Source organism: Veillonella sp. HPA0037 (assembly GCF_000411535.1).
GTDB lineage: Bacteria > Bacillota > Negativicutes > Veillonellales > Veillonellaceae > Veillonella > Veillonella atypica.
In genome coordinates, this window is record NZ_KE150483.1 from 213,806 (window position 1) to 234,132 (window position 20,327).

General features: G+C 36.7%; 19 protein-coding genes. All 19 read left to right on the forward strand.

The window, feature by feature from the left end; all coding sequences use genetic code 11:
* The first annotated feature begins 513 nt into the window (after window positions 1-513).
* The 19 genes from HMPREF1477_RS00970 (at window position 514) to proB (ending at window position 20,316) form a co-directional block, all read left to right on the forward strand.
* The gene (locus HMPREF1477_RS00970) at window positions 514-1,323 is read left to right on the forward strand and encodes a basic amino acid ABC transporter substrate-binding protein (RefSeq protein WP_016475502.1); all 810 of its coding nucleotides are present in this window, start codon (window positions 514-516) and stop codon (window positions 1,321-1,323) included.
* Window positions 1,324-1,337: 14 nt separating this feature from the next.
* Window positions 1,338-1,988 carry an amino acid ABC transporter permease gene (locus tag HMPREF1477_RS00975; protein WP_016475503.1) on the forward strand — a complete coding sequence of 217 codons (651 nt, stop codon included), beginning with the start codon at window positions 1,338-1,340 and terminating at the stop codon, window positions 1,986-1,988.
* Entirely contained in the window at window positions 1,985-2,704 is a 720-nt protein-coding gene (locus tag HMPREF1477_RS00980) for an amino acid ABC transporter ATP-binding protein (RefSeq protein WP_005381311.1), read from the forward strand. Before HMPREF1477_RS00975 ends, HMPREF1477_RS00980 begins: the two co-directional genes overlap by 4 nt.
* 467 nt (window positions 2,705-3,171) lie before the next feature.
* Window positions 3,172-3,369: a cold shock domain-containing protein gene (locus tag HMPREF1477_RS00985; protein ID WP_005379075.1), complete on the forward strand. Its 198-nt coding sequence runs from the start codon at window positions 3,172-3,174 to the stop codon at window positions 3,367-3,369.
* Window positions 3,370-3,605: 236 nt separating this feature from the next.
* Entirely contained in the window at window positions 3,606-4,139 is a 534-nt protein-coding gene (gene hpf / locus HMPREF1477_RS00990) for a ribosome hibernation-promoting factor, HPF/YfiA family (RefSeq protein ID WP_005378989.1), read from the forward strand.
* A 201-nt stretch (window positions 4,140-4,340) separates the two neighbouring features.
* Complete coding sequence (gene secA, locus HMPREF1477_RS00995; RefSeq protein WP_016475504.1) at window positions 4,341-6,776, forward strand: preprotein translocase subunit SecA; 2,436 nt, start codon at window positions 4,341-4,343, stop codon at window positions 6,774-6,776.
* Between the two features lie 125 nt (window positions 6,777-6,901).
* A protein-coding gene (gene prfB / locus HMPREF1477_RS01000; RefSeq protein WP_227041155.1) for a peptide chain release factor 2 occupies window positions 6,902-8,009 on the forward strand; the annotation gives its coding sequence in 2 pieces (ribosomal slippage) (window positions 6,902-6,958 and window positions 6,960-8,009; 1,107 coding nt in all).
* Window positions 8,010-8,017: 8 nt separating this feature from the next.
* The gene (locus tag HMPREF1477_RS01005) at window positions 8,018-8,710 is read left to right on the forward strand and encodes an LmeA family phospholipid-binding protein (protein WP_016475505.1); all 693 of its coding nucleotides are present in this window, start codon (window positions 8,018-8,020) and stop codon (window positions 8,708-8,710) included.
* Window positions 8,711-8,722: 12 nt separating this feature from the next.
* Window positions 8,723-10,759: a DUF5693 family protein gene (locus HMPREF1477_RS01010; RefSeq protein ID WP_016475506.1), complete on the forward strand. Its 2,037-nt coding sequence runs from the start codon at window positions 8,723-8,725 to the stop codon at window positions 10,757-10,759.
* A complete protein-coding gene (csaB, locus tag HMPREF1477_RS01015; RefSeq protein ID WP_016475507.1) occupies window positions 10,752-11,846 on the forward strand; it encodes a polysaccharide pyruvyl transferase CsaB in 1,095 nt (364 codons plus the stop codon). Before HMPREF1477_RS01010 ends, csaB begins: the two co-directional genes overlap by 8 nt.
* A gap of 36 nt (window positions 11,847-11,882) precedes the next feature.
* Complete coding sequence (locus HMPREF1477_RS01020; RefSeq protein ID WP_016475508.1) at window positions 11,883-12,719, forward strand: transketolase; 837 nt, start codon at window positions 11,883-11,885, stop codon at window positions 12,717-12,719.
* A complete protein-coding gene (locus HMPREF1477_RS01025) occupies window positions 12,719-13,651 on the forward strand; it encodes a transketolase family protein (protein ID WP_005381356.1) in 933 nt (310 codons plus the stop codon). The genes HMPREF1477_RS01020 and HMPREF1477_RS01025 overlap by 1 nt, the downstream gene beginning before the upstream one ends.
* Before the next feature lie 11 nt (window positions 13,652-13,662).
* On the forward strand, window positions 13,663-14,349 hold the full coding sequence (gene ftsE / locus HMPREF1477_RS01030; protein WP_005378987.1) for a cell division ATP-binding protein FtsE: 687 nt from the start codon (window positions 13,663-13,665) through the stop codon (window positions 14,347-14,349).
* Window positions 14,339-15,226: a permease-like cell division protein FtsX gene (ftsX, locus tag HMPREF1477_RS01035; protein ID WP_016475509.1), complete on the forward strand. Its 888-nt coding sequence runs from the start codon at window positions 14,339-14,341 to the stop codon at window positions 15,224-15,226. Before ftsE ends, ftsX begins: the two co-directional genes overlap by 11 nt.
* Before the next feature lie 10 nt (window positions 15,227-15,236).
* Window positions 15,237-16,433: a murein hydrolase activator EnvC gene (locus HMPREF1477_RS01040; RefSeq protein WP_016475510.1), complete on the forward strand. Its 1,197-nt coding sequence runs from the start codon at window positions 15,237-15,239 to the stop codon at window positions 16,431-16,433.
* A gap of 1 nt (window position 16,434) precedes the next feature.
* A complete protein-coding gene (locus tag HMPREF1477_RS01045) occupies window positions 16,435-17,571 on the forward strand; it encodes a S41 family peptidase (RefSeq protein ID WP_038148012.1) in 1,137 nt (378 codons plus the stop codon).
* A gap of 22 nt (window positions 17,572-17,593) precedes the next feature.
* Entirely contained in the window at window positions 17,594-18,865 is a 1,272-nt protein-coding gene (gene obgE, locus HMPREF1477_RS01050; RefSeq protein ID WP_005381352.1) for a GTPase ObgE, read from the forward strand.
* A gap of 8 nt (window positions 18,866-18,873) precedes the next feature.
* Entirely contained in the window at window positions 18,874-19,158 is a 285-nt protein-coding gene (gene yhbY, locus HMPREF1477_RS01055) for a ribosome assembly RNA-binding protein YhbY (protein WP_005381303.1), read from the forward strand.
* Between the two features lie 36 nt (window positions 19,159-19,194).
* Window positions 19,195-20,316 carry a glutamate 5-kinase gene (proB, locus tag HMPREF1477_RS01060; RefSeq protein WP_009661082.1) on the forward strand — a complete coding sequence of 374 codons (1,122 nt, stop codon included), beginning with the start codon at window positions 19,195-19,197 and terminating at the stop codon, window positions 20,314-20,316.
* Window positions 20,317-20,327 lie beyond the last annotated feature (11 nt).

A 20,327-nucleotide genomic window follows, 5' to 3' on the forward strand; every position in this document is an offset into this window, starting at 1 on the left:
TTGTATTAACTGCAAATAATAAAGATATAGACATAGATATAATTTATAATCTATAATATTAAAATACGGGTCTGTGGTTGTAAGTCGAGGCCAGTCGCAGGCAAAACGATCCACATAAGCAGTCCAAAGGGCTGTGAGCATGGTGCGGCTTAGATGTAAGTCCTGCCGGGAAACCGAGAGGAGTAGTAGTGGGGAGCTATGGGCTTATGAGCGAACCTTCCAGCAGGCGAGTGTGGGGGCAAAGACCAGGTCAGCCGTATAACGGGCACATGAGGCTTTTCTCATGTGCTTTTTTCATTTATACAGATGTATAAATGAAAATTGTAGGTATTGCGTTTGTTAAGCTATATTTTGTATACAGAGAGTGTATATTAATACGTATTGTGTATAAAAATTAATAGAGAAATCTTTAAAATGTGGAATTTTAAAAATGTTATATACATTATTATTGACATAATTATTCCATGTATATATACTATATAAATAAACTTAGTTATATATGAGGGTAAGAAGATGTTTAATAAAAAAGTAAAAAAATTAGTTCTCGGTAGTTTGCTGGTTGTTATGGTTGCATCTTTAGTTGGTGGTTGTGGATCTTCTTCTACAACAACGTCTAATAAAAAGTTAATTGTTGGCACAAATGCTACATTTGTACCATTTGAATTTAAGGATGATAAGACTCAAGACTATGCAGGTTTCGATATCGATTTGATTCGTGCAATTGGCAAACGTATTAATAAAGAAGTAGAACTTAAAAACGTTGCCTTTGATGCGTTGATTCCAGCATTAAATACACATGATATTGATGTGGCAGCCTCTGGTATGACAATCACCAAAGCGCGTAGTGAAAAGGTATTATTCTCATCTCCATACTATGAAAATGCATTAGCTATTGTATATAAAGATTCTAATAGCATTCATTCCTTAGATGATTTGAAGAATAAAAAAATTGCTGCTCAAATGGGGACAACTGGTTCCGATTTAGCGCATAAGATTGAAGGTACTTCTGTAAAAGAATTCGATCATAGTAATGAAGCGTTGTTAGAGTTGCAAAATGGTGGTGTTGATGCTACTGTTATTGATTTACCAGTTGCTCAATATTACAGCACAAAACATCCTGATGAGCATATCCAAATCTTGCCATATCCAAATACAAAAGAGTACTTAGGTTTGGCTTTGAATAAAGATAATAAAGTTTTACAAGAGGAAATTAATAAGGCTATTGCTGATATGAAAGCAGATGGTGAATTTAATACATTATATAAAAAATGGTTTAATGTAGATGCACCTGCAGATATGCCTGTTGTGTTGGATTTTAAATAATTAGGGAGTTGTAAATGGACTGGAATGTCATAACGAGTAATTTACCATTATTATTATATGGGGCTTTAATGACCATAAAAATTACAGCTGTTGCTGTAAGCTGTGGTTTCATTATCGGTTTAATTGTTTCTTTAGCTAGAATGTCGAATTTCATAATTGTTCGATTGATTGCTAAATGCTATGTAGATGTGATTCGTGGTACCCCTATGTTGGTACAAATCTTTATGATCTATTTTGCATTACCTCAAATCATTGGCACTCGAATCGATCCTTATATAGCAGCCTGTGCAGCATGTAGTATCAACTCTGGTGCTTATGTATCCGAAATATTCCGTGCGGGTATTCAATCTGTAAATAAAGGGCAAATGGAAGCCGGTCGTTCACTAGGGTTGTCTTGGTGGCAAACTATGCGCTTTATTATTATTCCGCAAGCGTTTAAAGCATCAATCCCTCCATTGGGTAATGAATTTATTGCCATGTTAAAAGATTCTTCTTTAGTTTCTGTTATTGGTTTTGAAGAATTGATGCGTCGTGGTCAATTAATTATCGCTAAAACCTATGCGGCTACTGAAATTTGGGGAACGGTTGCCATTATCTATCTATGTATGACAATACCGATTTCTCGATTGGTTGCTTACCTTGAAAGGAAATATAACGTAAAATGATAGAATTAAAAGATGTGCGAAAATCATTTGGTAAAAATGAAGTATTAAAGGGCATCAATCTACAAATTGATAAAGGTGAAGTTGTCGTAATCATCGGTCCTTCAGGATCTGGTAAAAGTACAGTTTTGCGGACGATGAATTATCTAGAGGAACCTACCAGTGGTCATGTAATTGTGGATGGCATGGATTTATCCGATAAGAATAAATTGAATGCTGTACGCACAGAAGTGGGCATGGTATTCCAAAACTTTAATCTATTCCCACATATGACTGTATTGGATAATTTGATATTGGCTCCCGTAAATGTAAGAAAAACGGATAAGAAAGAAGCACAAGACATTGCTATGAAACTATTGGAACGTGTTGGATTAGCTGATAAAGCTCAAATGTATCCGGACTCATTATCAGGTGGTCAAAAGCAACGTGTTGCTATTGCACGTGCATTAGCTATGAAACCGAAGGTAATGTTATTTGATGAACCTACATCGGCACTTGATCCAGAAATGGTACGCGAAGTATTGGATGTAATGAAATCTTTGGCTGATGAAGGTATGACGATGGTTATCGTTACACATGAAATGGGCTTCGCTAAAGAGGTTGCGGATAGAGTTTTATTTGTCGATGGTGGTCAAATCCTAGAAGATGGCACACCAGCACAAGTATTTGATGCACCTTCTAGTGATAGAACAAAATTATTCTTGTCTAAAATTTTATAGATTCTTCGAAACAGCACTCATAATTACGTAGTTTATAATTATGAGTGTTTTTTGTTACCCGTTATCTTATAACAAATTTTGATAAATTATATATATTTACTTTAGGAAATACTGTAATTAAGTGATTTTTCTAAATCTGTTAATTCATATAAATAGATATTAGATATAAATATTTGTGATAAATATACAGTTTATGCATTTGTACAGTACAAAAAAATATTTATAATACTCATATATTTTAGTTATAATGAAATAAATATGAGTCTTTATACTATAGAATATATAGAATAAAACCAATAATTAAAAGGAATTAAGAATTAAATTTATATATTTTTTAGAGTTGAATCTGCATAATAATTTAAATGAAATACGAGCGTTCTAATTTGATATTTTATACACGCTATGTTATTATACAAATATAGAGCACGACAGTAAGACAATATATATTTTATAGGAGGATATTATCCATGTTAGGTAAAGTAAAATGGTTTAGTGCAGAAAAAGGTTATGGATTTATTGAAAGAGAAGATGGTAGCGATGTATTCGTTCATTTCTCTGCTATTCAAGACGAAGGTTTTAAATCCTTATCTGAAGGTCAAAATGTAACATTTGACATTGTTGATGGCAATCGTGGTCCACAAGCAGCAAATGTTGTAAAAGCGTAAACATATACCAAATATTACATAAAAACTAAATTAAAAAAAATCCCAACATCTTATTTGTTGGGATTTTTTGCACATTTAATAGTGTACAATACATATTTCTACAAAAAATATAAAAATTTTTATCAAAAAAGAGGAGTTTTATATGTAGATGTAGAAATACTAATTAAGACACCAGAAATAGAGTAATAAGAACATTCTAACAACTGGTCGTTGATTTTTAGAAAGGGTGTTGACATATGAAAGTAGCAATCAGAGGTAAAAACATTGAAGTAACAGCGGCTCTTCGTGAGTATGTAGAAAAAAGATTGGGTAAGTTGACCCGTTACTTTGATGATGAGTTAGATGCACAAGCAGTACTATCTGTAGTGCGTGATAAAGCAACAATTGAAATTACATGTTTCGTTGATAAAATTGTACTTCGTGGCGTAGAAACAAATGATGATATGTATGCAGCAATCGATTTAGTAGTAGATAAAATCGTTCGCCAAATTCATAAACATAAAACTCGTTTGGCAAAACGTTTTAAACGTCAAGAAGCTTTCCATCCAGATGTAGCACCTCTTGATACACCTGTAGAAGAAGAAAAAATTGAAGTAGTAAAACGTAAACATTTTGCTGTTCGTCCTATGGATGTAGAAGAAGCTATCTTGCAAATGAACTTGATTGGACATGATTTCTTCATGTTCTTCAATGCGGAAACAGAAACGATGAATGTAGTATACCGCAGACATGATGGTTTCTATGGTTTGATTGAACCAGAATTAAAATAATATGATCGATTATTCAATTAATTATCTTTCTACGTTGATTTAATCGAGTGAAATATAGAATGGATACCAGAAATGGTATCCATTTTATATTTCTAGTTGTATATCTATAGAAAAGCCTTGAATTCTTTGACTATTCAAGGCTTTTTCGTTATAATGAATTAGATATAATAATGTAAGATATCCCGAAGAGGAGTGATTTGTTTGTTCGGCTTTTTACAAAGTCTTATAGGAAATAATAGCGCAAAAGAAGTTAAAAAAATGCGCAAAATTGTAGATCATATTAATGAACTAGAACCTAATTATGTAAAATTAAGTGATGCTAATCTCGTTGCTAAAACTGATGAGTTTAAACGTCGCTTACAAAAGGGAGAAACGTTAGACGATATTTTACCAGAAGCTTTTGCCGTATGTCGTGAAGCATCTAAACGTGTACTTGGTATGCGTCATTTTGATGTGCAAATGCTAGGTGGTATTTGCTTGCATAGAGGTAATATTGCAGAAATGCGTACTGGTGAAGGTAAGACCTTAGTTGCTACCTTAGCTGTATATCTTAATGCTTTATCCGGTAAAGGTGTTCATGTTGTTACTGTCAATGATTACTTGGCTACACGTGATAGTGAGCAAATGGGTCGTTTGTATAATTTTCTAGGCCTTTCTACTGGTTTAATTGTTGCAAATCTCGATTATAATCAACGTAAAGAAGCATATGCTGCAGATGTAACATATGGTACTAACAATGAATTTGGTTTCGATTATCTTCGTGATAACATGGTGTCCGATGTATCTCAAATGGTACAACGTCCATTAAACTATGCCATCGTCGATGAAGTTGACTCTATTTTGATCGATGAAGCGAGAACTCCGCTCATCATTTCTGGCCCTGGTAGTCGCTCTACTGACAACTATTATAAATTGGCGCAAGTTGTACCACATCTTGTAAAAGATGAAGACTATACAATCGATGAAAAACAAAAGACGATTGCACCGACAGATTCTGGTATTACAAAAGTTGAAAAAATGTTAGGCATCGAAAATTTATATGATGCTGATAATATTGAACTCAACCATTTACTAGGTGCCTCTTTACGTGCTTATGCTATGATGCATCGCGATACAGACTATGTAGTAAAAGATGGTGAAGTTGTTATTGTCGATGAGTTTACAGGTCGTTTGATGTTTGGCCGTCGTTATTCTGATGGTTTGCACCAAGCTATTGAAGCAAAAGAAGGTCTTAAGGTCGAACGTGAAAGCCAAACATTAGCATCTATTACATTCCAAAACTATTTCCGTATGTATGAAAAATTGTCTGGTATGACTGGTACTGCTAAGACGGAAGAAAAGGAATTTAATGATATTTATGGCTTGGAAGTAATTCCTATTCCTCCAAATCGTCCTTTAATTCGTGTGGATTTATCTGATCTTATCTTTAAATCTAAAGCAGCAAAATATCGTGCTGTTGTACGCAATGCTGTAGAACGTCATCAAACGGGTCAACCTATTTTGATTGGTACTACATCTATCACTCAATCCGAAGAACTTTCAGATATGTTATTGCGCGCTGGTGTACCACATAAGGTATTGAACGCTAAACATCATGAACAAGAAGCGGAAATTGTTGCCAATGCTGGTCAAATGGGTATGGTTACAATCGCCACAAACATGGCTGGTCGTGGTACTGATATTACATTAGGTGAAGGTGTGCCTGAACTTGGTGGTTTAGCTATCTTAGGTACTGAACGTCATGAAAGCCGTCGTATTGATAACCAATTACGCGGTCGTGCCGGCCGTCAAGGTGATCCAGGTTCTTCACAATTCTTCCTATCTTTGGAAGACGACTTGATGCGTATCTTTGGTGCTGATAATATTTCTGGCATCATGGATAAACTAGGAATGGAAGAAGATGAACCAATTGAACATTCCTTAATCACAAAATCTATCGAACGTGCTCAAAAGAAAGTTGAAGATCACAACTACAATATTCGTAAATATATCTTGGAATATGACGATGTTATGAATCAACAACGTGAAGTGTTATATGAGCAACGCCGTCGTATATTAGGAAATGAATCTTTAAGAGATACCATTAATGAAATGATTGACAAGCTTGTAACTGAAGCTGTTGATACATATGCTGATGAAAAATTGTATCCTGAAGAGTGGGATTACGAAGGTTTACATAAACACTTGAGTCAATACTTCTTGACTTCTGAACTTATGTCTGCAGAAGAGATGGAAGAATATACACGTCAAGAATTGGATGAACGTTTACACGAAATCGCACATAGCGAATATCAAGATCGTGTTGATCTTTTAGGTGAAGCGATGTTTGGCCAACTTGAAAAAGCGATTATGCTACGTGTTGTCGATAGTAAATGGATGGAACATTTGGATAATATGGATATGCTTCGTGAAGGTATTGGCCTTCGTGCATATGGCCAAAAAAATCCTTTGGTTGAATATAAATTTGAGGCCTATGATATGTTCCAGCACATGATTGAATCTATTCAAGATGAAACAATCATGGCATTGTACAAAATTCGTGCACAATTGATTCAAGAAATTGAAGAACCAGTTGATCACTTAGAAGGTGCACAACCCCATCATGAAGATGTGTTGGAGCCACAAAACATAGATTAACATTTGTGAATGGCACGTTGCTCAATGGGAAAACACCTTCTGGGCAACGGCCATTTTTCATTTTAAAAATACAGTAAATCGTTACTATGTACATGTAGTAATTCTATAAAGGTGGTGAACATAAATTGTTAGAGGATTTAAAACCAATCATCTCTGGTTTAGAAGAGCGAATTTATGGAATGAGGGATTCACTTTAACATAGCTCAGAAAGAAGAACGAATCTTCACACTTGATGTACAGATGAGTGATCCTACATTTTGGGATAATCCTGATAAGGCTCGTGAGATTTCTCAAGAGGCAACACAATTAAAAAACTCTGTAGAGGGGTATAAGCAGTTAGTGTCTGATATCGAAGATGCTAGTGTCATGTTGGATATGGCAATAGAAGAAGAAGATACCTCTATGGAGGGGGAAATTAAACAATTTGTAAATGGCATTCAAGAGGCTGTTGAAAAACAAGAGGTATTGCTTTTGCTCGGCGGAGAATATGATCAGAATAATGCTATTCTTACATTCCATGCTGGTGCAGGTGGTACAGAAGCACAAGATTGGTGTTCTATGCTGATTCGAATGTATTTGCGTTGGGCAGAAAAGACAGGGTTTTCCGTGGAACTTATGGATGAACAACCTGGCGATGAAGCGGGAATCAAAAGTGCAACATTTCTCATTAAAGGTGAAAATGCCTTTGGCTATTTAAAATCTGAAAAAGGCGTTCACCGTCTCGTTCGTATATCGCCATTTGATGCTGCAGCACGTCGTCATACTTCATTTGCAGCTGTTGACGTAATGCCAGAAATTGATGATACTGTGGAAATCAATATCGATATGAAAGATGTCCAAGTTGATACATATCGTGCAAGTGGTGCCGGTGGGCAGCATATTAATAAAACGGATTCTGCTGTTCGTATGACGCATAAACCAACAGGCATTGTAGTTCAATGTCAATCTCAGCGTTCTCAAATGCAAAATAGAGAACAAGCTCTTCGTTTATTACGTGCAAAATTATTTGAATTAGAACTTGAAAAGCAGGCTGAATTAAAAGAACAAATTGGTGGGACATACCAAGCTATTGAATGGGGAAGCCAAATTAGATCCTATGTATTCCATCCTTATAACATGGTAAAGGATCATCGCACATCGGTTGAAACTGGTAATGTACAGGCTGTTATGGATGGCAATATCGACCAATTCATAGAAGGCTATTTAAAGAAAGAAGCTAATTTAACAGTATAGGTGCTATAATGAAAAAATTTTTAATATTCATCGTCTTGCTTATCATTGTATGTGTGGTGGGTGCTCAATTTGTAGTTCCAAAATATATGGAATCTATTGTAGAAGATGAGTTAAATCAATCACTTAAACCTTCCAGCCAAACTGTTGTTATTGAATCTACACCCGCCTTTAAACTGGTTTACGGGCAAGCAGATCACGCGGTAGGAACATTGGAAAATGTTCAATTAGGAAAGTTGAATTTTTCTAGTCTTCATTATGAGGCAAATAATATTGTTATTAATCCTATTTCTCTCATTGCATCTCATGAGGTTGAGGTCCTAAGTCTTGGTCCATCCTATGTAGAAGGTATTGTGTTAGAGGATGATTTAAAGAAATTCCTGATTCAGAATACAGAAGGTCTACAGGATGCTAATGTAGTAATTAATAAAGACCGTATAGCATTAACTGGGACTGTTAACATTATGGGGTCTTTGAAAGGAACAGCTAGTTTGGAAGGCGCCTTGCAGTTGAAAGATAATGTTTTATCATTTGCTCCTAGTCGATTTACAGTTAGTGGATTGACTATTGCAGGTATTACATCACAACAATTGCATCCTATTGCTATCTATGATTTTAATAATTTCCCAGTTCCGGTTAAAGCTGAGTCTGTTAACGTTGAAAATGGAGAAATTCATATTAAGATTAAACCTGTACTCAATTAGAAAGGAAATATCGTGCATACTGTTAAGAAAACTAAGCACTCATTAGTTCTTATACTATGTATCATAGTAGGACTTATTTCAGCACTCTATTTAGTAATGGAGCGCAATACAATTGAAAAGGCACAAAATCATATTGAGAATATAGTAGATTATGATGCTGTACTTCGAGCTAATGCTTTTGAAAAACGTAGTCAAAAAGATGCTTTTGATGCACTGAAAGAGGCGGGAATAACGGCATTTGCCATTTATGATAGAACATTAGAAAAGGCAAATGACGCTGGTGAAATTAAATTACTTTCATCACAAGATATGTCCGATGTTCGTATCAATGGTGGTTCTATTAAACCAGGCGCTACTTATGTTGCACTTATTCCTGGTAAAGAAGGCTATTATAAGGAAATTCGCGAAGACCTATATCATCGTATTAGTAAAGAAAAGGTTAAAGAACTTAATACTAGTATAGGCCCCGTTTTAGAATTACAAGGTGCTACTTCAGATAGCTATGCGAAGATGAACTTAGGTATCTCTAAGATTCAAGCCATGGAAGTGGCCAATCGCGGATTCAATGTAATTGTTCGACCTACTAATTATCGCAATGTTACATCTGATGATATTAAATATGTATTTAATCGTCTAGATGGGGTTCCTCATGTAACAGGTATTATATTTGCTGGTAAAGAGGCATTAGGTGCACCAGATCATATTGATGAAACCTTAGAGGCTATGAATAATCTTCATATTCCATTGGTTGGTATTGAAGCTGTTAATCAGTTGCAATATGAGCCTCAGTTAGGATTCTTAGATATGGCGGCTAAGAAGAATTACAGTGTAGGTCGTGTTTACACAATTTCTAAAGATGAGTTAAAGAAGATTACTCCGGAAGAAGCGGCTCAACGATTCTATATTAGCGATATTGAACGCAACATTCGATTTAATTTATTCCCTATGTATGAAGTAGGGCAAAATAATGAAACTGTGTTACAAACAACGATTAACTATGTACATAGTGCAACAGATAAATTGAGTGCTAAGGGCTATGAATTTGGGCCAGCAGATATTTATCCTGCCTATACACCTAATCCTTTATTAGTTGTTCTAACAATGATTGGTAGTATTGCGTTATTTGTGTATGTAGGACAAATGTTTATAGCTATGTCACAACACAAACAATTAGTTCTATTTTTTGCACTATCACTACTATCCATTGTAGGATTTATTGTAACTAGCGGTACATTATTAGTTCAAATTTGGGCTTTATCTGCAGCTATTATAGCACCTGTTGGAGCCTTGGTGATTCTTATGGAAGAATGGCGTAGATCAGATGGTACACGCCCTATAGGTGCATGGAAATCTACGCTACTCGCATTACTCTATCTCGTAATAGCTACATTATTTGCCGCTATTGGTGGCATGTATATTGCGGCATTATTAGGTAATACAAAATTCTTTATGGAATTTGAAATCTTTAGAGGTGTAAAACTTACCTTCGTATTACCAATCATCCTTGTTATGATCGCATATCTACAACGCTTTCCATTATGGAAAGGTCGCATGATCAACTCTGGCACAGAAGCTAAGCAATTCATTAAAGACTTTCTAACTACAGATGTAAAAATGTATGTGTTCTTTGTGTTTGCTGCTATAGGTGCTGCGGCTTGGGTATTTGTAGGCCGTAGTGGTCATACGGCAGGTGTGCCTGTTCCAACATTTGAACTCGTATTGCGTAGATTCCTAGAGAATACACTATATGCTAGACCAAGAGAAAAGGAATTTATGATTGGTCATCCATTGTTGATGCTCGCAACATTTGCATTCCTACGTAAATGGCCTATGGTTATTCACTTTGTATTAACTATAGCTGGCGTTATCGGCGTAGCATCTATGGTAGAAACTTTCTGTCATATTAGAACACCTGTCTTCATGTCTATTATGCGTGGGTATGATGGTTTGTTGCTCGGTTGTGCTATAGGTATTGTTCTTATTCTTGCAGTTCGTTGCCTTATTTACATCTCGCAATGGGCTATGCATCGGGAGGACAGTCATGAGTAATATCGTTATTTCCGGTTACTATGGCTTTGGTAATGCTGGTGATGAAGCTATGCTTTGCGCCATTATCGACGCTATTCGTGATGTAGAAGACGATGCACATATTACGGTTATCTCCGGCAATCCTCAAGAGACTAGTAGAAAACATAATATTAAGGCTGTTGGAACATTTGCTGCCTTTGGTATTTTGAATGCCATACGTAATGCTGATTTAGTGATTAGCGGTGGAGGTAGTTTATTACAGGATGCTACAAGTATTCGGAATACCTATTATTATCTAAGTATTATGGGGCTTGCAAAATTACTCGGAAAACCTGTTATGCTGTACTCTCAAGGTATTGGTCCTTTATATCGTAAATCTACAAAACGAGCTGTTAAATTTATGTTGAAATATGTAGATGGAATTACAGTTCGTGATTCCATTTCGAAAGATGAGTTGAATGCTCTAGGAATTTACGATGTTGAGGTTACAGCGGATGCTGTATTAGCTATGCATAAGGCCAATCCTAGTATCGGTGCTAATATTTTAACCAAATATAATTGTGCTCCTATTGAAAGTGGTAGGAAACGCATCGGCATTGCTGTGCGTAGTTGGAAGGATGATACAGCGTATAGACAGAGTTTAGCAGATGTATTGAGCCGGTTAAGTTTAGAGCAAGATGCTGAAATAGTATTCATACCTATGTCTCATCCTGATGATACGAAGGAAGCAAAGATTATAGCTTCATTAATGAAGGTAAAACCAATCGTATTAGAAGGACCTTTTACCACAGAAGAGCAACTATCCTTATCTGGCAATGTAGATCTAATGATTGGCATACGCCTACATGCACTTGTATTTAGTTCCTTAATGGGAAAACCAGTTATTGGCATTTCCTATGACCCTAAAATTACAAGTTTTTTACATATGATTGAACAAGAACCAATTGGTACTATGACAGAATTAGATTCTAATGTTCTATATGATCGATGTGTAGAACTTTTACAATCTACAGAATCCTATCAACATTCATTCAATCGCATTCAAACATTGCGTAAGGTATCAAAACGCAATGCGGAATTTGCTATTTCACTTTTAGAAGAGTATTAAATATAAATTGGAGATTATCCAGAAAGTGAGGTCTTTATGGCTACATTGAGTCAAGATCAAAAACAATTAGTACAAGAGAAAGCAAAAGCGATTCGCGTAAGCATCGTACAGTCTGTTACAGCCGCAAAATCTGGACATCCAGGTGGCTCTTTATCCATTGCTGATGTAATGTCTCTGTTATATTTTGTAGAAATGAATGTAGACCCAAGTAATCCTAAAAAACAAGATCGTGACCGTTTTGTGTTATCAAAAGGTCATGCAGCGCCAGCATTGTATGCGACACTTGCTGAAAAGGGATATTTTCCTAAATCCGAATTAATCAATTTGCGTAAAATTAATCATTTCCTTCAAGGTCATCCTGACATGAAGCATACACCTGGTGTAGATATGTCTACAGGTTCTTTGGGCCAAGGGATTTCTGCAGCTTGTGGTATGGCATTAGCAGGTAAAATCGATAATGCTGATTATCGTGTATATTCCATTCTCGGTGATGGAGAACTTGAAGAAGGTCAAGTATGGGAAGCTGCTATGTTTGCAGGCCACTATAAATTAAATAATTTGACTGCCTTTGTAGATTATAATGGCCTACAAATTGATGGTGATATTGAAAAAGTTATGTCCCCATTGCCAATTCCAGATAAATTTAAAGCTTTCAAATGGAATGTTATTGAAGTAAATGGTCACGATATTGACGAATTACATCATGCCATTGAAGAGGCGAAAGCTTTCACAGATGGCCCTACATGTATCGTGATGCATACTGTAAAAGGTAAAGGTGTTGCAGAAATGGAAGGTCAAGCTGGTTGGCATGGTAAGGCACCTAGTGAAGAACAAGGTGTGGCATTCGTAAATGAAATCATGGGGGTACAATAATGGGTAAAGCAACACGTGAAGCGTATGGTAATGCGCTAGCAAAAATTGGTAAAGAAAATTCTAATATTATTGTTCTTGATGCTGATTTATCAAAATCTACTAAGACTGATACATTTAAGAAGGAGTGTCCAGAACGTTTCTTTAATGTAGGTATTGCTGAACAAAATCTAATCTCTGTAGGTGCCGGTTTAGCTGCAGCAGGTAAGATTCCATTTGTATCTTCCTTTGCTATGTTTGCAACTGGTCGTGCATTTGAACAAATCCGTAATGCTGTATGCTATCCAAAACTTAATGTGAAAGTATGTGCTACACATGCAGGTATTACTGTAGGTGAAGATGGTGCAACTCATCAAAGTTTAGAAGATATCGCATGTATGCGTGTTTTACCAAACATGACTGTTATTGTGCCAGCAGATGAAAAAGAAACAGAATCTGTCATTCAATGGGCTGCTGATTATAATGGTCCAGTTTATGTACGTCTCGGTCGTGCTGGTGTTGATGATGTTACAGCAGAAGGATATACTTTCACACCTGGTAAATCCAATCAATTAAAAGATGGTTCTGATGTGACAATTATCGCTTGTGGTGCTTTAGTAGGCCCTGCAGTTGAAGCAGCTAAACAACTAGAAGGTGAACAAATTTCTGCTCGCGTTATTAATATGGCATCCATTAAACCTATCGATGCTAATGCCATCATTAAAGCCGCTGAAGAAACAGGTGCTATTGTGACTGCTGAAGAACATAATATTTTAGGCGGTTTAGGTTCTGCTGTATCTGAAGTTGTTGTTGCACATAAACCAGTTCCTATGGAATTCGTTGGTGTTCAAGATACATTTGGGGAGAGTGGTACACCAAAAGAATTGATGGCGAAATATGGGTTAACAGCTGAAGCTATTGTAAAAGCAGTTAAAAAAGTGGTGACACGTAAATAAAAGGGGAACCAATGATAGAATTTAAGAATGTTAGTAAAGTATATGAAAACGGATCTACTGCACTTGATAATGTGTGCATCACCATTAATGATGGTGAGTTTGTATTGATTTGTGGTCATAGTGGGGCTGGTAAATCTACGTTGTTTAAATTATTAACTCATGAAGTTACACCAGATTCTGGATTTGTTATAGTTGATGAATTTGATGTTACAAAATTGAAACGTAGTAAAATACCAAAATTGCGACGTAAATTAGGCGTAGTATTTCAAGATTTCCGATTATTACCTAACAAAAGCGTAGCTGAAAATATCGCTTTTGCTTTAGAGGTTATCGAGGAGAAACCTAAGGTAATTAAAGAGAAGGTAGCTCACGTTCTTGAATTAGTTGGCTTATCTGATAAGGCGAATGATTTACCAGAAGATTTATCTGGTGGTGAACAGCAACGTGTAGCTATTGCACGGGCTATCGTCAATCGTCCATCTGTATTAATTGCAGATGAACCAACTGGCAATCTTGATCCGAATACGAGTAAAGACATTGTAGATTTGTTCAAGCATATCAATAATTTTGGCACTACTGTAATTATGGTTACCCATAATATGGATATTGTTACCTATTTAAATAAGCGAGTTATCGAATTAAAAGATGGTCGTGTTCTTAGTGATAATATGAGGGGTGCAGAATTTAATGAAGCCTAGAACAATGAAATATTTCTTTAAGGAAGCCTTAAAGTCCATGAAACGCAATGGACTTATGACATTAGCGTCTATTTCCACTGTAGCATTATCTTTATTTATGCTTGGTGTATTTCTCTGTGGTGTTATCAATCTTAATAACATGGCATCGAGCTTAGAGAATCAAGTGCAGTTAAGTGTGTATTTGAAAGATGGTCTTACTACAGAGCAAATTATGGCTGTTGGTAAGCAAGTGAAAGCAATTCCAAATCTAAAACACTTAGAATTTGTTAATAAAGAACAAGCTATGAAAGAATTTAAGGAGCGCTTGGGGGATCAACAACAATTGGTGAACGCCTTAGGTGGTGTAAATCCATTGCCAAACTCTTATGTTCTTACCTTTGAAAATCCTGAAGATGTTAAATCTACAGCTAAATTAGTAACTACATTCCAAGGCGTAGAAAGTACACATTATGGTCAAGACATCATTGAGGAATTGTTCCGAATTACACAAATTATCCGTATTGGTGGTATCGTACTCATCGGTTTCTTAGCAGCAGCTACATTGTTTATTATTTCTAACACTATTCGTTTAACTGTATTTGCTCGTCGCAAAGAGATTGCGATTATGAAATATGTAGGTGCTACTAATGGCTTTATTCGTTGGCCATTTGTTATCGAAGGCATGTTGTTAGGCTTTATTGGGTCCATTATTGCCGTATTATGCGTGGGTGAGTTCTATCATTTTATTACCATAGAAGTATCCGATTCACTTGCATTCTTCCCATTAGTTCCTATGTTCCCATTCTTCTATCAATTAGTAGCATGCTTAATTGGCGGTGGGATTATCGTAGGCATTATTGGCAGTACCATTTCATTGAAACAATATATGAAAGTATAGTAGAGGGATTATGAGACAGTATACATTTAAAACTCGTCTCGTAGCAGCCCTTCTTTCGGGAGTGGTATTATGCGGGACACCAGCCTATATTATGGCTGAAGATGAAGATTTAACAAATCAATTAGATTCGATTCAACAACAAGTTAACCAGCAAAATGCTGCAAAAGCAGATGCGGAAACTGTGATTGGAAGCGTTTCTGAACAGTTGCGACAAATTGAAGAACAACTTCGTCAAGCGACTGCTGAGTTAGGTACGATTAAAGAGCAGCGTGTAGCTGTAGAAAATGATATTACACTTAATGAACGTCAATTGGCGGAAGCTCAAAAACGATTAGAAGGTCGAGAATCCGTATTTTATAAACGAGTTCGTGATATTTATATCAATGGACGACTTAGTTATCTTGATGTAGTTATTGGGTCTAAAGATTTTAGTGATTTCGCTAATCGATTAGAGGTTTTAAAACGAATTATCGATTCTGATATCACCTTGATTAACGAAATTAAAAAAGAGCGTGCTGACATTGAAGCTCATAAACAAAAACTCGAAGCAGATCGTGCTAAGTTGGTTGAATTAGAAAAATCTGCACTTGCTAAACAGGCTGAAATTGAACAGAAAAAAGCAGAACGCAATGTGGTTCTTCAAAAAGCGCAAAATGATAGAGCAACTGCAATGCAAGCAATTGAAGAACTTAATGCTTCCTCAGCGCAAGTAAGTGCTATGTTGAAAGAACGACAAGCTGCACGTGCCGCAGCTGCGGCAGCGGCGGCGGCAGCGGCTCAATCCTCTGGAGGGCAAGGTGCATCAGATAATTGGGTACAAGGTACAGGACAACTTGGCTGGCCTGTTAGTGGTGAAATCACTTCCCCTTATGGCTATCGTGTTCATCCAATTTGGGGAACTACAATTTATCACTCCGGTATTGATATTGGCGTTGATGAAGGTACACCTGTTCATGCTGCTGATGGTGGCGTCGTAGTTTGGTCTGGATGGATGGGCGGCTATGGTTATGCTGTTGTTATCGATCATGGTAATGGACTTTCTACACTATATGGTCATAACTCTGAGCTCGCTGTAGATGAAGGTCAATCCGTTGCGAAGGGCCAAGTTATTTCTTATGCCGGCAGTACTGGCAATAGTACAGGACCTCATGTTCACTTTGAAGTTCGTGTAAACGGGGATCCAGTAGATCCTATGGGTTATTTATAGAATGAATAATAATTTTAAAAGAATTGGTTTAGCCTTAATTAAATATATACTTGCGTCCATCATTATGTTGTGGCTCGTATTTTGGTATATTTCTGGATCAGCTATGGGTTTACCACGATTTGTCGTAACCTATTACATAGCGACTCAGAAATTTATGACACCTGTAAGTAAAGCCACATTGTTTGATGGTATGTTGAAAGGTTTAGTGGCTTCCTTAGGAGAACCTCATAGTGTCTATTTAGACAAGGATGACTTTGAATCTATGAAAGAGCATACCTCTGGCACCTATGCAGGTGTGGGCATGGTTCTTGGACATGGTTCAAAGGGGTTAGAAGCAGTATCCGTGATTGATGATATGCCGGCTTATAAAGCTGGCATCAAAAGCGGTGATCACATCGTATCCATCGATGGCGTAGATACTAATTCTATGACGATTGAAGATGCAGCTTCAAAAATACGTGGTGAAGCTGGTAGCGATGTAACGATTGTGATTGAACGGGATAATCAATTATTAACGTTTAACGTTACAAGAGAAGAAATCGTATTACCTACAGTAAAAAGTAAGATGTTATCAGACCACATTGGATATATTCGCATCAGTCAATTCGCTGAGCATACAGCGGGTGATTTTAAAACACAATATGAGCAGCTTCTATCTGAAGGAATGACTTCATTAGTTCTAGACTTACGCGATAATCCTGGTGGATTACTTAATAGTGCGCAAGATATTGCTAGCATTATTATGCCAGAAGGTACATTAGTATCTTTCACAACACGAGATGAAAAAACCAAAAATTATGTATCTGATGGAAAAAATCCTGCATTACCTATGGTAGTTCTCATTAATAAAGGTTCTGCTAGTGCATCTGAAATCATTGCTGGCGCTATTCAAGATAGAAAATTAGGTACCATTGTTGGCACTAATAGTTATGGTAAAGGCACTGTTCAAAGTGTATATCCAAATCTAGAGGATGAAGGTATTAAAGTGACTATAGCTAAATACCATACTCCTAATGATCGTGTGATTGATGGAACTGGTATTCAACCAGATGTAGTTCTAGAATTACCAAAGGGAACTACACCATCTAGTGATATGTCAGATATTCAAATTCAAAAGGCAATAGAACTATTAAAATAGTTTTGCAGAAAAGGATGTAATTATGTTTATAGATCGCGCTCGTGTATTTGTAAAAGCGGGTGATGGCGGAGACGGTATGTCTAGTTTCCGTCGAGAGAAATATGTTCCTAATGGCGGACCAAGCGGTGGCGATGGTGGTCAAGGGGCAGATGTTATTTTAAAAGCAGATAAAAATATTAATACTCTTGTAGATTTTCGGTATAAACGCCAATTTAAAGCGCCAAAGGGTGGTAATGGTGAAAGCGCCAATAAACATGGTCGCGGTGCAGAAGATTTAATTATTCCTGTTCCATTAGGCACCGTTGTTAAGGACGAAGAATCAGGTAAGGTGTTCTGTGACTTAGTTCACGATGGTGATACCTTTATCATCGCTAAAGGCGGCCGCGGTGGACGCGGTAATGCGAGATTCTTATCTAGCTCTAATCGTGCACCTACCTTTGCTGAAAAGGGGGAACCAGGGGAAGAACGCTGGTTACAACTAGAGCTAAAGGTATTGGCTGATGTTGGCTTGCTTGGCTATCCAAGCGTTGGTAAATCAAGTATTCTACGCAAAGTATCTAAAGCACAACCAGAAGTGGCGGCTTATCATTTTACAACATTAACTCCTGTATTGGGTGTTGTAACGCTCCCTGGTGATCGTAGCTTTGTATTGGCTGATATTCCTGGTCTTATTGAAGGGGCTAGTGAAGGTGTAGGCCTTGGTCATAATTTCTTGCGCCATGTAGAACGCACGAATATTCTGATTCACGTTCTAGATGTATCTGGCATGGAAGGTCGTGACCCTAAAGTAGATTTTGATGCTATTAATGACGAGTTGCGTAAATACTCAGAGAAATTAGCTAATAAGAAACAAATCGTGGCACTTAATAAAATAGATCTTGTCTTTGATGATGAAACAATTCCAAATACAAAATCTTATTTTGAAGACAAAGGTTATGAAGTTTTCTTAATCAATGCATTGAGTGGTGAAGGTTTACCTGAGCTAATGGAACGAGCATATTATTATGTAGAAAATTATGAGCCAGAGGTTGAAGCCACTGATGATACCGTTATGTATGAAGCAAAGCCAGATACGGAGTTTGTTATTACACGTGGTGATGATGCTGCTTTCTATATTACGGGTAAACGTATTGAACGACTTGTGGCAATGACCAATCTTGACGATGATCAATCCTTACGTCGATTCCAACGTATTTGGCGTTTCATGGAATTGGATAATAAATTACGTGAAAAAGGATGTCAAGAAGGCGATGAAGTTGTTATTGGTGAACAACGATTCACATTCAGAGACTAGGAGTTATAATGACAGGAAAACAGAAACGGTATTTACGCTCATTAGCTGCAACTATGCCAGCTGTTGTGCAAATTGGTAAAAATGGTCTTGAGGATAGCGTGATTGATAGTGCACGAGCAGCACTGATGGCACGTGAATTAATCAAGGTTAAATTGCTTAATAATAGCCCAGAAGATAAAGCTATTTTTCAAGAATTAGCAGATATGCTTGGTGCTGAGTTAGTACAAGTTATTGGATTCAATGGTGTTCTTTATAAAGCTAAAAAAGAACCAAAAATTATATTACCGAAATAATAGTTATAACCTTTTTCCCTTATAGGAGATGATTGTATGAGAGATGCCATTAAGAATGCTAAACGCATTGTTGTAAAAGTGGGGAGCAGTACATTATGTTACCCAAATGGTCATTTAAATTTAGAACGGATAGAACATTTAGTCCGTCAATTATCAGATCTTGCCAACCAAGGGAAAGAGGTTATTCTTGTTTCCTCGGGGGCTACGGGTGCAGGCCTTGCGCCGTTAGGATTTAAAGAAAAACCAAGAGATCTTGTGTTACGTCAAGCATCCGCAGCGGTAGGACAAGGTGTACTCATTCATATGTATGAACGCATGTTTCGAGAGTACGGTAGAACGGTTGCTCAAATATTATTGACGAAGGAGGATAGCACTTCTCGTCATAGCTATTTGAACCTACGAAATACATTACATGCGTTATTACAATTACATGTTATTCCAATCATTAATGAAAATGATGTAGTAGCTATTGAAGAATACAAAATAGGCGATAATGATACATTATCGGCTACTGTAGCAGGGATTGTAGAAGCTGATGTGCTTATTATTTTATCTGATATTGATGGTTTATATACGGCTAATCCAGCTACGGATTCTACAGCTACTTTAATCCACGAAGTTTCTGTAATTACAGATGAAACTTATGAAATCGCTGGCGGTGCAGGTTCAAGTATGGGTACTGGTGGAATGTATACAAAAATTAAGGCTGCCCATATGGCGACTAATTCAGGTATACATATGATTATTGCCAGTGGTGAATCGGATAATTCTTTACGTAAAGTATGTAAAGGTGAGAATATAGGTACATTATTTGTCGCTAATGATCAAGGTGTTTCTCAAAAGCATCATTGGGTAGCTTATGGGAAACGCTTAAGTGGAAGCATTACTATAGATGAAGGATGTACGAAAGCCGTATTAAATCATGGAGCTAGTATTTTACCAGCTGGTATTATTGAAGTGGATGGGTCTTTTGAACCTGGTGATACAGTATCAATTATTGCTAAGGGAAAAGAAATCGCTAGAGGATTAGTGAATTATAGTTCTACGGATTTACTTAAGATTAAAGGTCACAATACGCAAGATATAGCTCGTGTATTAGAAATTGATACAACATATGATGAGGTTGTTCACAGAAATAATTTAGTAATTATTCATTGATGAGGTGCAGT

Excerpts from the sequence above, each read along its gene's own strand:
- HMPREF1477_RS00970 (WP_016475502.1), top strand. The coding sequence starts at position 514 with ATGTTTAATAAAAAAGTAAAAAAATTAGTTCTCGGTAGTTTGCTGGTT.
- HMPREF1477_RS00975 (WP_016475503.1), top strand. The coding sequence starts at position 1,338 with ATGGACTGGAATGTCATAACGAGTAATTTACCATTATTATTATATGGG.
- HMPREF1477_RS00980 (WP_005381311.1), top strand. The coding sequence starts at position 1,985 with ATGATAGAATTAAAAGATGTGCGAAAATCATTTGGTAAAAATGAAGTA.
- HMPREF1477_RS00985 (WP_005379075.1), top strand. The coding sequence starts at position 3,172 with ATGTTAGGTAAAGTAAAATGGTTTAGTGCAGAAAAAGGTTATGGATTT.
- hpf (WP_005378989.1), top strand. The coding sequence starts at position 3,606 with ATGAAAGTAGCAATCAGAGGTAAAAACATTGAAGTAACAGCGGCTCTT.
- HMPREF1477_RS01005 (WP_016475505.1), top strand. The coding sequence starts at position 8,018 with ATGAAAAAATTTTTAATATTCATCGTCTTGCTTATCATTGTATGTGTG.
- csaB (WP_016475507.1), top strand. The coding sequence starts at position 10,752 with ATGAGTAATATCGTTATTTCCGGTTACTATGGCTTTGGTAATGCTGGT.
- HMPREF1477_RS01020 (WP_016475508.1), top strand. The coding sequence starts at position 11,883 with ATGGCTACATTGAGTCAAGATCAAAAACAATTAGTACAAGAGAAAGCA.
- HMPREF1477_RS01025 (WP_005381356.1), top strand. The coding sequence starts at position 12,719 with ATGGGTAAAGCAACACGTGAAGCGTATGGTAATGCGCTAGCAAAAATT.
- ftsE (WP_005378987.1), top strand. The coding sequence starts at position 13,663 with ATGATAGAATTTAAGAATGTTAGTAAAGTATATGAAAACGGATCTACT.
- ftsX (WP_016475509.1), top strand. The coding sequence starts at position 14,339 with ATGAAGCCTAGAACAATGAAATATTTCTTTAAGGAAGCCTTAAAGTCC.
- HMPREF1477_RS01040 (WP_016475510.1), top strand. The coding sequence starts at position 15,237 with ATGAGACAGTATACATTTAAAACTCGTCTCGTAGCAGCCCTTCTTTCG.
- HMPREF1477_RS01045 (WP_038148012.1), top strand. The coding sequence starts at position 16,435 with ATGAATAATAATTTTAAAAGAATTGGTTTAGCCTTAATTAAATATATA.
- obgE (WP_005381352.1), top strand. The coding sequence starts at position 17,594 with ATGTTTATAGATCGCGCTCGTGTATTTGTAAAAGCGGGTGATGGCGGA.
- yhbY (WP_005381303.1), top strand. The coding sequence starts at position 18,874 with ATGACAGGAAAACAGAAACGGTATTTACGCTCATTAGCTGCAACTATG.
- proB (WP_009661082.1), top strand. The coding sequence starts at position 19,195 with ATGAGAGATGCCATTAAGAATGCTAAACGCATTGTTGTAAAAGTGGGG.